Source organism: Bradyrhizobium sp. Unk1 (assembly GCF_059512345.1).
Genome location: NZ_JCAMOP010000015.1, coordinates 120,158 through 131,843, shown reverse-complemented (window position 1 = coordinate 131,843; position 11,686 = coordinate 120,158). Strand labels below are relative to the sequence as shown.

Annotated in this window: 11 protein-coding genes; 8 read left to right on the top strand and 3 right to left on the bottom strand. The window is 63.3% G+C overall.

Going from position 1 to position 11,686, the window contains the following annotated elements; translation table 11 throughout:
• Positions 1 to 50: 50 nt before the first annotated feature.
• Positions 51 to 1,028, top strand: coding sequence for an HAD family hydrolase (locus AC5ZFO_RS20850; protein WP_496122494.1), 978 nt, complete (start codon positions 51 to 53; stop codon positions 1,026 to 1,028).
• Positions 1,029 to 1,166: 138 nt separating this feature from the next.
• On the opposite strand, the gene AC5ZFO_RS20845 is transcribed toward AC5ZFO_RS20850, so the two are convergent.
• Positions 1,167 to 1,757, bottom strand: coding sequence for a hypothetical protein (locus tag AC5ZFO_RS20845; protein WP_282518994.1), 591 nt, complete (start codon positions 1,755 to 1,757; stop codon positions 1,167 to 1,169).
• 700 nt (positions 1,758 to 2,457) lie between these two features.
• Between AC5ZFO_RS20845 and AC5ZFO_RS20840 the strand changes: the two genes are divergently transcribed.
• Entirely contained in the window at positions 2,458 to 3,474 is a 1,017-nt protein-coding gene (locus AC5ZFO_RS20840; RefSeq protein WP_282519575.1) for a SphA family protein, read from the top strand.
• 131 nt (positions 3,475 to 3,605) lie between these two features.
• On the opposite strand, the gene AC5ZFO_RS20835 is transcribed toward AC5ZFO_RS20840, so the two are convergent.
• On the bottom strand, positions 3,606 to 4,610 hold the full coding sequence (locus AC5ZFO_RS20835; RefSeq protein WP_282518995.1) for an ATP-binding protein: 1,005 nt from the start codon (positions 4,608 to 4,610) through the stop codon (positions 3,606 to 3,608).
• 181 nt (positions 4,611 to 4,791) lie between these two features.
• Here AC5ZFO_RS20835 and yajC point away from each other — a divergent pair, with 181 nt between their 5' ends.
• Genes yajC through AC5ZFO_RS20805 form a run of 6 tightly spaced genes read left to right on the top strand, consistent with a single transcriptional unit; the run spans position 4,792 to position 10,443 of the window.
• Positions 4,792 to 5,166 carry a preprotein translocase subunit YajC gene (gene yajC, locus AC5ZFO_RS20830; RefSeq protein ID WP_071913636.1) on the top strand — a complete coding sequence of 125 codons (375 nt, stop codon included), beginning with the start codon at positions 4,792 to 4,794 and terminating at the stop codon, positions 5,164 to 5,166.
• Positions 5,167 to 5,213: 47 nt separating this feature from the next.
• Positions 5,214 to 6,818 (top strand): protein translocase subunit SecD, encoded by a 1,605-nt coding sequence (secD, locus tag AC5ZFO_RS20825; protein ID WP_282518996.1) that lies wholly within the window; start codon positions 5,214 to 5,216, stop codon positions 6,816 to 6,818.
• A gap of 11 nt (positions 6,819 to 6,829) precedes the next feature.
• The gene (gene secF, locus AC5ZFO_RS20820; protein ID WP_282518997.1) at positions 6,830 to 7,849 is read left to right on the top strand and encodes a protein translocase subunit SecF; all 1,020 of its coding nucleotides are present in this window, start codon (positions 6,830 to 6,832) and stop codon (positions 7,847 to 7,849) included.
• A 60-nt stretch (positions 7,850 to 7,909) separates the two neighbouring features.
• Positions 7,910 to 8,293, top strand: coding sequence for an Mth938-like domain-containing protein (locus AC5ZFO_RS20815; RefSeq protein ID WP_028152342.1), 384 nt, complete (start codon positions 7,910 to 7,912; stop codon positions 8,291 to 8,293).
• Complete coding sequence (locus AC5ZFO_RS20810) at positions 8,290 to 9,153, top strand: phytoene/squalene synthase family protein (protein WP_282518998.1); 864 nt, start codon at positions 8,290 to 8,292, stop codon at positions 9,151 to 9,153. The genes AC5ZFO_RS20815 and AC5ZFO_RS20810 overlap by 4 nt, the downstream gene beginning before the upstream one ends.
• Positions 9,154 to 9,198: 45 nt before the next feature.
• Positions 9,199 to 10,443 carry a threonine ammonia-lyase gene (locus AC5ZFO_RS20805; RefSeq protein ID WP_282518999.1) on the top strand — a complete coding sequence of 415 codons (1,245 nt, stop codon included), beginning with the start codon at positions 9,199 to 9,201 and terminating at the stop codon, positions 10,441 to 10,443.
• A gap of 13 nt (positions 10,444 to 10,456) precedes the next feature.
• On the opposite strand, the gene AC5ZFO_RS20800 is transcribed toward AC5ZFO_RS20805, so the two are convergent.
• Positions 10,457 to 11,635: an aminotransferase class V-fold PLP-dependent enzyme gene (locus tag AC5ZFO_RS20800; RefSeq protein WP_282519000.1), complete on the bottom strand. Its 1,179-nt coding sequence runs from the start codon at positions 11,633 to 11,635 to the stop codon at positions 10,457 to 10,459.
• Positions 11,636 to 11,686: the final 51 nt, after the last annotated feature.

Here is an 11,686-nt window from a genome sequence, read left to right as displayed (position 1 = left end):
TCATCCGTTTACCTGCTATCGATCGCCGCGTTCTTCTCTCGTCCTTGGCGATGCTTCCGGTACTGTCCGTTTCACTCCGTTCCAACTCCGCAATGGCACAAGCGCAGAGCGATCCACTGCCATCATGGAACGACGGCGCGACCAAGGCCTCGATCCTCGACTTTGTTGCGCGCGTCACGACGCAAAATGGGCCTTATTTCGTCCCGGTCGACCAGCGCATCGCGACCTTCGACAATGACGGCACGCTCTGGATCGAGCAGCCAATGTACATACAGCTGGCCTTCGCACTGGACCGCGTGAAGGCCATGGCGCCCATGCATCCGGAATGGAAGACCAAGCAGCCATTCGCAGCGGTGCTCGACAACGATCTGAAGGCGCTGGCGGCTTCCGGCGAAAAGGGATTGGTCGAGATCATCGCGGTAACTCATGCCGACATGACGACGGCAGAGTTCGAAAAAATCGTAACCGACTGGCTCGCGACCGCGCGCGACCGTCGCTTCAAGCGCCCTTATACTGAGCTCGTCTATCAGCCGATGCTCGAACTGCTCGCCTATCTCCGGGCCAGCGGCTTCAAGACCTTCATTGTGTCAGGCGGCGGCATCGAATTCATGCGGCCCTGGACCGAGCGGATCTACGGAATACCGCCGGAGCAGGTTGTCGGATCGTCGATCAAGACCCGATTTGAGATAAAGGACGGTGCGCCAACGCTCTTCCGGCTGCCCGATGTCAATTTTATCGACGACAAGGCCGGCAAGCCAATCGGGATCAATAGCCACATTGGCCGGCGTCCGATTGCCGCCTTCGGCAACTCCGACGGCGATCTCGAAATGCTGCAATGGGCGACGCTCGGCGCCAGTGGCGCGCGGTTCGGCCTGATCGTCCACCATACCGATGCGGAGCGTGAATATGCCTACGATCGCGACTCGCATTTCGGGAAACTCGACGTCGCGCTCGACGCCGCGGCCGTCAACAAGTGGGCGGTGGTCGACATGAAGAAGGACTGGAAGCGCATCTTTGCCTTCGACTGACATCCTCTAAGGACCCATAAGAGCCATCTGGACGGCCATAGCCGGTGGACATCGTTACCGGCAAGAGGCACCCAACGCATTCCGGACTTGCACACCGACCATCTTCGTCGCCTGCGGCACTGCGCTCACAAATGCAGGCTATTCGTTTTGATCGAAGTTGGGTTTGCCCGTGAACGAGGTTCGGTTAGCCGACGCAAATGCCCCTGTGCGGACACCGGGGCGCAAGTCTGATTGTGCGTCAGCCTGGAAGTTATAGCCCGCCTGCACGCCTCCAACGAATTCGGTCAGGCCGCCATACAGATTGTTGCCGGGAAGGTTCAGGCTGCCGTTGGACCATCCCCCACCGAAGTTGGCGCCAACATAAAACTCTCCCCAATTATACAATGGTGCCGCGATTGGTGCTTTGTATATTGGAGCTTTGACAGGCAGGTCGGACGCAAGAGCGGGTCCGCTCAACAATCCTGCGGCGATGCAAATGAGGAAGACTTTCTGCACCGTCGCCTCCTCAAGGTCGGCCACAACTCGCAAACATATGACCAAGAAGGTCTCTGACCAATCGACTTGTTTGATCTGCATCAAGCCGAGCTTGCTTTGTCGATGCAGGTGACATTTCGGCAACAACGAAATTGAGTCTTCGTGCCGCTTCGTGTTCTTTGAGTGAACATTGTTGTCTGACTTTGCGATCGTCTCCTGTTTGAGAACGCGCTGGGCGATCTGGCAGTGATGCATCGGAATTTGTGCCTATGGCGGTCATCAGCACCGCAATAGAAGTTTCGGCTAACGAGGAGGTTGCTGCGTAGCCGGCGTCTCCACGCCTTGGCCGTACAGGGCCTTGGCGTAATCGCCTCTGGCGTGAGCATCGACGGCATCCTCGAATGGGCCAGCGGCCACAGGTGCGGCGAAGACTGACGCTAGAACGACGCCGACGAGCGTGAGCTTGAGGTTCATCGTCTGCCAACTTTGCTCTTGGTCACACTCGATTACCAATAAGCAGTCGTGAGGCTCAATATGCGACCTAACAACGGCTGGCATCGCCAGCGAACGGCAATGCAAGCTTGCTTTTTTTCTCACTCGTTGGTGGGGGTCCGAAAATAGAATCGGTGGCACAAACTGCATACTCAACATTTCCAGCTATGAGAGGGTTGCAGTAGGTTTGCCGTGGCGCCCGATCGGACTTGGGTTACCGAATGTGGCTCTTTGGTCGCAGCATTCATCTTTCTTGCGATAGATCTATCCCCGTTGAATTTTGCATGATGAGCCCCGCTCGCCTCGGGGGTACGCTGTCGCCGGATTGTATTCGGAGGTAACACATCTTACGAGGCGCGACATGACAGTGAGCATTGCACTGGCGGCGGGGCAGAGTGAGCGATCGAAATCAGCACGTCGACGCAGACTTGGGGTTGCTGCATTCGTCTTGACGTCCGCGATCATGGGTTTTTCCCATTGCGCGTTGGCCGATGAAGGCGGCGTCAGCTTCTGGGTCCCCGGTTTTTTTGGAAGCTTGGCGGCTACACCGCTGCAGCCGGGTTGGTCGCTGACGAATATCTACTATCACACCTCCGTATCCGCCGGCGCCGACGTCGCGCGTGCGCGTGAATTCACGCTCAATAGGGTTCCGGTCAACGGCACCCTCAATGCAAATCTGAATTTGAACGTCAACGCCACGGGCGATCTTGGCTTTGTGCTCCCGACCTATGTATTCGCGACGCCGGTGCTCGGCGGTCAGGCGTCGGTGTCCCTCCTGGGAGCCTATGGTGTCGTCGGCACCAGCTTGGCAGGGACTTTGTCCGGTGTGATCTCGGCGCCGCCGCTCGCAGCTGTTCCCTTCGCGCGGTCCGACACCATCAGCGACACCACATGGGGCTTTGGGGATGTGGCGCCGGTATTCCAATTGCGCTGGAACGCCGGCGTCCACAACTACATGACCTATATCATGGGCGACATCCCGGTTGGCGCTTACCAATCCACGCGCCTGTCGAATATAGGCATCGGACACGGCGCGATCGACGCCGGCGGCGGCTACACCTATTTCAATCCGCAGACCGGCCACGAATTCTCCGGCGTGCTCGGCTTCACCTACAATTTCAAGAACACTGCAACGCAGTATCAGAATGGCGTCGACATGCATTTCGACTGGGGCGCATCGCAATTCCTGTCGAAGCAGGTCATGGTTGGCCTCGTGGGCTATGTCTACAGGCAACTCGGCTGCGACAGCGGTTCAGGTGACCGTGTCGGCTGCTTCCAGTCCCAAGTGGTCGGCATCGGCCCCCAGATTGGATTCCTGTTTCCGGTCGGCGACATGCAGGGCTATCTCAATTTGAAAGCTTACGGCGAGTTCGCTGCGGAAAACCGGCCATCGGGCTGGAATACCTGGGTCACCTTCTCTATCTCGCCGCCCGCGCCCGGAGCACCTCCGACGACAAAGCCCATCGTCAGAAAATACTAGCAGCAATCAAGCTGCGGCTTGTCAGTTTGCTGATCATTCTTTGCAACACGCGGGCAACCGGTGGCAGCAAGGCACGCGTTGACCCCCGCCTTCGGTGAAGGGCGGTACGTAGCCGGGTCACGATCCGACCGCTACTTCACCGTCAGCTTCACACCTAGCCGTCCCGCTAGCTCCTGCACGAACTGCCAGGCGACCCGGCCTGAGCGGGAGCCGCGCGTGGTCGACCATTCCAGCGCCTCGCGCTCCAGCGCCTCGTCGTCGACCTTGATGCCGAAATGGCCGCAATAGCCCTGCACCATCGCGAGATATTCGTCCTGGCTGCAGCGGTGGAAGCCGAGCCACAGTCCGAAGCGATCCGACAACGAGACCTTCTCCTCGACCGCTTCGCCGGGATTGATCGCGGTCGAACGCTCGTTCTCGATCATCTCGCGCGCCAGCAGATGGCGGCGGTTGGAAGTGGCGTAGAGGATGACGTTCTCGGGTCGGCCCTCGATGCCGCCTTCGAGCACGGCCTTGAGCGACTTGTAGGACGCATCATTGCCGTCGAAGGACAGGTCGTCGCAGAACACGATGAAGTAGAAGGACGAGGCGCGCAGCTGCTCCATCAGCGCGGGCAGGCTCTCGATGTCCTCGCGGTGGATCTCGATCAGCTTCAACTTGTCGGACGGTTTGCGCTCCGCGTTGATGCTGGCATGCGCCGCCTTCACCAGCGACGATTTGCCCATGCCGCGCGCGCCCCAGAGCAGGGCATTGTTGGCCGGCAGGCCGTTGGCGAAACGCTCGGTGTTCTCCATCAGGATGTCGCGCATCCGGTCGACGCCCTTCAGCAGGAACAGCTCGACGCGGCTGACCCGCGGCACCGCAGCGAGGCGGCCGTCGGGGTGCCAGACATAGGCGTCCGCCCGCTCGAACGATTCGCGCTCGACGGCCGGCTTGCCCTGGGCGGCGAGGTGCGCCGCGATCGTCTCCAGCGCGCGGACGATACGATCCTGGGAGAGGTCCGGGACTGCCTTGGCGACGGCCTTATCGACTGCCTTAGGGGGGGCCTTGGGACGTTTTGCCGCGACGCGGGCAGGCATCCTGGCAGGGGTACGGGGGCCTTTGCCGGCCGGGCTTTTGCTTGGTTTTTTGGGCATGTCCGAAGTTCCTGAGAATGCAGCCTTATCGGGCCTGAGGGCGCGCCGCAAGGTGGCCAAATCGACGGTCTGGCAGCGTTGCAATTGGGGCAATGGCCGCTATAGTCCGCGCGAATTTGACCGAACCGGTCGCCTTTGAGGGCCTGACCGGTTTTCCCCCGTTTCCACGAGGATCGTCCGAATGTTCATTACCCCTGCGTATGCCCAGGCCGCGGGCGCCGGCGACACCAACAGCATGTTGATGTCGCTGCTGCCGTTCGCCCTGATCTTCGTGATCATGTACTTCCTGATTCTGCGTCCGCAGCAGAAGAAGGTGCGCGACCACGCCGACCTCGTGAAGAACATCCGCCGCGGCGACACCGTGGTGACCTCGGGCGGCCTCGTCGGCAAGGTCACCAAGGTCGTCGACGACGACCAGATCGAGTTCGAGATTTCCGACGGCGTGCGCGTGCGGCAGATGCGCCAGATGATCTCCGGCGTGCGCGCCAAGGGCGAGCCGGCGAAAGAATCCAAGGATAGCAAGGAAGCCGCCAAGGACGACGCCGCGTCGAAGTGAGCGCTTCCGCGAGCATCCCAAGTCTCCTGATCTGACAGGTCCAGTCGATGTTGTATTTCACGCGGTGGAAGGCGCTCGGGATTATCCTGACGGCGCTGATCGTGTGCCTCTGCGCGGTCCCGAACTTCTTCCCCGAGGCGCAGGTCAAGACCTGGCCCGCCTGGGCGCAGCGTCGGCTCGTGCTCGGCCTCGACCTCCAGGGCGGCTCCTATCTGCTGCTCGAGGTCGATTCCAACTATGTGAAGAAGGAGAGGCTGGACCAGGTCCGCGACGACGTTCGCCGGACGCTGCGCGATGCCAAGATCGGATTCACCGGCGGCGTGACCGTGCGCAACGACGCGGCCGAGGTTCGCATCACCAAGGAATCCGACGTGCAGCCGGCGCTCGCCAAGCTGCGCGAGCTGTCCCAGCCGCTGGGCGGACTGATGGGATCCAGCGGTCAGCGCGACCTTGAGGTCACCGATGCCGGCGGCGGCGTGATCCGCCTGAGCATCCCGCAGGCCGCGATGCTCGACCGATTGCGCAAGACCATCGAGCAGTCGATCCAGATCGTCGAGCGCCGCGTCAACGAGCTCGGCACCGTCGAGCCCGTCATCCAGCGCCAGGGCAATGACCGCATCCTGGTGCAGGTCCCCGGTCTTCAGGATCCGACTCGCCTGAAGGAACTGCTGGGCAAGACCGCGAAGATGGAATTCCGCATGGTCGATGCGTCCGTGCCGCCGGATCAGGCGCAGCAGGGACGGTTGCCGCCGGAATCCGAGCTGTTGATGAGCGCCTCGCCGCCGCCCACGCCCTATGTGGTCAAGAAGCAGGTGCTGGTCGCCGGTGGCGACCTGACCGACGCCCAGGCGAGCTTCGACCAGCGCACGGGTGAGCCGGTCGTCAGCTTCAAGTTCAACACCTCGGGCGCGCGCAAATTCGCGCAGGCCACGCAGGAAAACGTCGGGCTGCCGTTCGCGATCGTGCTCGACAACAAGGTGATCTCGGCGCCGGTCATCCGCGAGCCCATCACCGGCGGCCAGGGCCAGATCTCCGGCAATTTCACGGTGCAATCGGCCAACGATCTCGCGATCCTGTTGCGCGCCGGCGCGCTGCCGGCCCCGCTCACGGTGGTTGAGGAGCGCACCGTCGGTCCGGGCCTCGGCCAGGACTCGATCGAGAAGGGCGAGCTTGCGGCCTATGTCGGCTCGATCCTGGTCATCATCTTCATGCTGCTGACCTACCGGCTGTTCGGCGTGTTCGCGAACATCGCGGTGGCCATCAACGTCGCCATGATCTTCGGCCTGCTGTCGCTGCTCAACGCCACGCTGACGCTGCCCGGCATCGCCGGCATCGTGCTCACCGTCGGCATCGCGGTCGATTCCAACGTGCTGATCTACGAGCGCATCCGTGAGGAGCTGCGGGGTGGCCGCAATGCGATCTCGGCGATCGACGCCGGCTTCAAGCGGGCGCTTGCGACCATCCTCGATTCCAACATCACCACCTTCATTGCCGCCGCCGTGCTGTTCTACATCGGCACCGGCCCGGTGCGCGGCTTTGCCGTGACGCTCGGCATCGGCATCATCACCACGGTGTTCACCGCCTTCACGCTGACCCGGCTGATCGTGGCCTGGTGGGTGCGGTGGAAGCGGCCGCAGAGCGTGCCGATCTAGGAGCTAAGACCGTGACTCACTACGTTCTCATCGGGCTTGGCATTCTCATTGCCGTTCTCACCGTGGTCGCAGCACTCGGGCTGCTGCCGTCGCTGCGCATCGTCCCCGACGATACGCATTTCGACTTCACGCGCTTCCGCCGGATCAGCTTCCCGATCTCGGCGGCGCTGTCGATCATTGCGATCACCTTGTTCTTCACCCATGGCCTGAATTTCGGCATCGACTTCCGAGGTGGCACGCTGCTGGAGGTCAGGTCGAAGTCGGGCGCTGCCGACATCGCGGCGATGCGCACGACACTGGATGGCCTGCGCCTGGGCGAAGTCCAGATCCAGCAAATCGGCGATGCCGAGAACGTCCTGATCCGCGTTGCGGAGCAGCCGGGCGGCGATGCCGCCCAGCAGGAGGCCGTGCAGAAGGTCCGCACCGCGCTCGGCGATTCCGTCGAATATCGCCGCGTCGAGGTGGTCGGCCCGCGCGTCTCCGGCGAACTCCTGGCGTTCGGCATGCTCGGCCTGATGCTCGCGATCGTCTCGATCCTGATCTACCTCTGGTTCCGCTTCGAATGGCAGTTCGCGCTCGGCGCCATGATCGCCAACGTGCACGACATCGTGCTGACGATCGGCTTCATGTCGATCAGCCAGGTCGATTTCGACCTGACCAGCATCGCGGCCCTTCTGACCATTCTGGGCTACTCGCTCAACGACACCGTCGTGATCTACGACCGTATCCGCGAAATGCTGCGCCGCTACAAGAAGATGCCGATGCCGCAGCTGCTCAACGAGTCGATCAATTCGACCCTGTCGCGTTCGATCATCACCCACTTCACCGTGACGTTGGCGCTGCTGGCTCTGCTGTTGTTCGGCGGCCATGCCATCCACAGCTTCACGGCGGTGATGATGTTCGGCGTGGTGCTGGTCGGCACCTATACCTCGATCTTCATCGCGGCCCCGATCCTGATCTATCTCGGCGTCGGCGAGCATCGCGAAGATGCGCCCGATACGGCTACGCCGGCGAAGAAAAACAAGGCATGATCCGAACCGCATGCCCTCGCAGGCGTTTGCGAGGGCAGTAAGCTCATTCGGACGAAGCACATGGCCGGCGATCCCAACGCACCGCATTTTCCCCGCTCGGCGCCGATCGAAGCCTATGGCAAGGGCGGCTTCGCCTTTGCCGGCATGTCGCATCGGGGATCGCTGCTGTGCCTGCCCGACGCGATCTGGGCCTGGGACGTGACGGACCCGACGAAGATCGACCGCTATTCGCTGGATCGCGTCTTCACGGCGGCCAACAGCATCGACACGCTTCTGATCGGCACCGGAACCGGCGTCTGGCTGCCGCCGCCGGACCTGCGGCAGGCGCTGAAGGCGGTGAGGGTGGTGCTGGATACGATGCAGACCGGTCCCGCCGTGCGCACCTACAACATCATGATCGGCGAGCGGCGCCGCGTCGCGGCCGCGCTGATCGCCGTGCCATGAGCAGCGCTGCGCCTCCGCCCGATTCCGTCGCCTTCTGCGCCGGCCTCGTGCGCAGCCATGACTTTCCGCGCTATGCCGCAACGCTGTTTGCGCCGGCCGTTGAGCGCCAGGCGCTGCTGGCGCTCTATGCCTTCAATGTCGAGATCGTCCGCGTCCGCGACCAGGTGAGCCAGCCCTTGCCCGGCGAAATCCGCCTGCAATGGTGGACTGACATGCTGTCGGGCCACGTCCACGGCAGCGCCGAGGGCAATCCGGTGGCGGCGGAGCTATTGCGCGCGATCCACGATTTCGACCTGCCGGTCGAGCCGCTGTCGCTGCTCGCCGACGAGCATCAGTTCGATCTCTACAACGATCCGATGCCGACCATGGCGGCTCTGGAGGGTTATCTGGACGCGACCTGCTCGGCATTGTTTTCCCTCGCAGCACGGGTCATGGCGCCACCTTCGGAGGCGGCCGAGCATGTGGCAAGGCATGCCGGGCTCGCCCAGGGCATCGCGCAGGTGATTGCGAATCTGCCGCGCGACTCGGCGCACCGGCAACTGTTCCTGCCGCAGCAGCTGCTGGCGGCCCATGGCTGCCAGATGGAGGATGTGTTCGCCGGCAAGGAGACGCCAAATCTGCATGCGGTGCTCGGCCAGCTCGTCGGCGAAGCCGAGCAGCATTTGACGACGGCATTGTCGCTGTTGCCGGAGGTGCCGGCGCCGACACGGCCAGCGTTTCTGCTGCTGAGCCAGGTGCGGGGTGACCTCAAGCGCCTGTCGCAACCCGGGCGCAATCCGTTTGCGTCGCAGCCCACGTCGCGGCTGCGTACGCTATGGACGCTGTGGCGGGCTTCACGTTCCCGGGAATTTACCAAATAGCGGCCGGCTTATCGCCTCAAACGGCCAAATGCTCTATGCTGTCCTATGGCTGAGTTGTCCCAAAACACGTCCCCCGATCTCAGCGGCTTTCCGGTCGCTCTGGGCGACATTCATGCCGCCGCCGACACCATCCGCGGCGCCGTCGTCGAGACGCCCTGCAGCTACAGCCGCACGCTGAGCAATATCTGCGGCTGCGACATCTGGCTGAAATTCGAAAACCTCCAGTTCACCTCCTCGTTCAAGGAGCGGGGTGCGCTCAACCGGCTCACCGCGCTGACGCCGGAGGAGCGTGCGCGCGGCGTCATCGCGATGTCGGCGGGCAACCACGCGCAGGGCGTCGCCTATCACGCCAAGCGGCTCGGCATTCCCGCCACCATCGTCATGCCGGTCGGCACGCCCATGGTGAAGGTCGAGAACACCAAGCACCACGGCGCCGAGGTGGTGGTGACGGGCGCAACGCTGGAGGAGGCGGCCGCCTATGCGCGAAGCCAAGGCGAGGCCCGCGGCATGATCTTCGTCCACCCCTACGACGACCCGCTCGTCATCGCGGGGCAGGGCACCGTCGGGCTCGAGATGCTGAAGGCGGTGCCGGAGCTCGATACGCTGGTGGTCCCGATCGGCGGCGGCGGCCTGATCAGCGGCATCGGCATTGCCGCGAAATCGATCAAGCCGTCGGTGCGGATTCTTGGTGTCGAGGCCTGGCTCTACCCCTCAATGTACAACGCCATCCATGACGGCAATCTGCCCGCCCGCGGCGACACGCTCGCCGAGGGCATCGCGGTGAAATCGCCGGGCAAGATCACGACCGAGATCGTCCGCCGCCTCGTCGACGACATCGCGCTGGTGAACGAAGCCGAGCTCGAGCGTGCCGTCGCGACCCTGATCTCGATCGAGAAGACCGTCGTCGAGGGCGCCGGCGCAGCCGGGCTTGCCGCGCTGATGTCCGATACGTCCCGCTTTGCCGGCCAGAAGGTCGGCCTCGTCCTGAGCGGCGGCAACATTGACACCAGGCTGATCGCATCCGTCCTGACGCGCGAGCTGGCACGCGAAGGACGGCTGACTCAGCTGTCGCTCGATATCCCCGACAGGCCCGGGCAGTTGGCTGCCGTCGCCTCACTGCTGGCCGAGGCCGGCGCCAACATCATCGAGGTCTCGCATCAGCGGACCTTCTCCGACCTGCCGGCCAAGGCGACGCTGCTTCAGCTCGTCATCGAGACCCGCGACAGCGCGCATCTCGACGAGGTCATGGCCAAGCTCGGCGCATCCGGCTTGAGCGCGCGCTGTACCTGAGTGGCGCGCGCCGCTATCGCGGCGCCAAACCCGCGAGGTGGTCGATCAGCCGGTCGATCTCGGCTTCCGTATTGTAGTAATGCGGGGAGGCCCGCACGACCGGCGGCAGCGAGCGGATTTCGGCATCGATGCGGGTGCTCGCCGGATCTGAAGCGCCGATGGTGATGCCCGCCGCAGCGGCGCTGCTGACGACGGCGTCCGCTTCATACCCGTCCATTGTGAAGCTGACGATGGCGCCCGGTGCACGTCCGAGGTCGCGAATGGTCACGCCGCGAACGGAGGCGAGGCCGCCGCGAAGACGGTCCGCAAGCAGACGGCAGCGCTGCTCGATGGGGCCGAGGCCGATGGCGAGGGCATAATCGATGGCAGCGCCGAGACCGAGACGTGCCGCGTAATTGTTCTCCCAAGTCTCGAAACGGCGGGCATCGTCACGGAGCCGATATTCATCGCGCGAGACCCAGGGCGCGGCGAAGTGATCGATCATCGGCGGCTCGAGCCGTTGCAGCATCTCGCGGCGGACGTAGAGAAAGCCCGTGCCGCGTGGGCCGCGGAGGAATTTGCGCCCCGTCGCCGACAGCATGTCACAGCCGATGGCGTCGACGTCGACCGTCATCTGGCCGACCGCCTGGCAGGCGTCGAGCAGATAGGGAATCCCGTGCGCCCGCGCGATTCTGCCGATCGCCGCCGCGGGATTGACCAATCCGCCATTGGTCGGAACCCAGGTGATGGCGATCAGCTTCACGCGCTCGTCGATCATGCGCTCGAGCGCGCGGACGTCGAGCTCGCCGCTGGCATCGCTCGGCACGACATCGATGGTCGCGCCCGTGCGCCTTGCGACCTGAAGGAACGCGACGTAGTTGGCAGCGTATTCCGCTTCGGCGGTCAGGATCCGATCGCCCTGGCGAAACGGAAGCGCGTAGAACGCCATCTGCCAGGCAATTGTCGCGTTCTCCATGAGGGCGATCTCATCGGGGGCGGCATTGAGCAGGCGCGCCACGGAGCCATAGACCGCATCGAGCCGATCGGACTCGCGGTCGGCAGCGGCATAACCTCCGATCTCGCCCTCCAGGTCGATGTGCCCCTTCATTGCCGCGACGACGGCAGTTGGCATGAGGGCCGCGCCGGCATTGTGGAGATACGCGAGCCGGTCAGCGCCCGGCGTGTCGGCACGTATTTTGTCGATGTCGATCACCCACGCCTCCGCTTCCCGCGATCTTCGTTGATGAATTAGACGCGTCGAGGA

Excerpts from the sequence above, each read along its gene's own strand:
- AC5ZFO_RS20815 (WP_028152342.1), top strand. The coding sequence starts at position 7,910 with ATGGCCGGCGATCCCAACGCACCGCATTTTCCCCGCTCGGCGCCGATC.
- AC5ZFO_RS20810 (WP_282518998.1), top strand. The coding sequence starts at position 8,290 with ATGAGCAGCGCTGCGCCTCCGCCCGATTCCGTCGCCTTCTGCGCCGGC.
- AC5ZFO_RS20850 (WP_496122494.1), top strand. The coding sequence starts at position 51 with ATGCTTCCGGTACTGTCCGTTTCACTCCGTTCCAACTCCGCAATGGCA.
- AC5ZFO_RS20845 (WP_282518994.1), bottom strand. The coding sequence starts at position 1,757 with ATGCATCACTGCCAGATCGCCCAGCGCGTTCTCAAACAGGAGACGATC.
- yajC (WP_071913636.1), top strand. The coding sequence starts at position 4,792 with ATGTTCATTACCCCTGCGTATGCCCAGGCCGCGGGCGCCGGCGACACC.
- AC5ZFO_RS20840 (WP_282519575.1), top strand. The coding sequence starts at position 2,458 with ATGGGTTTTTCCCATTGCGCGTTGGCCGATGAAGGCGGCGTCAGCTTC.
- secD (WP_282518996.1), top strand. The coding sequence starts at position 5,214 with ATGTTGTATTTCACGCGGTGGAAGGCGCTCGGGATTATCCTGACGGCG.
- AC5ZFO_RS20835 (WP_282518995.1), bottom strand. The coding sequence starts at position 4,610 with ATGCCCAAAAAACCAAGCAAAAGCCCGGCCGGCAAAGGCCCCCGTACC.
- AC5ZFO_RS20805 (WP_282518999.1), top strand. The coding sequence starts at position 9,199 with ATGGCTGAGTTGTCCCAAAACACGTCCCCCGATCTCAGCGGCTTTCCG.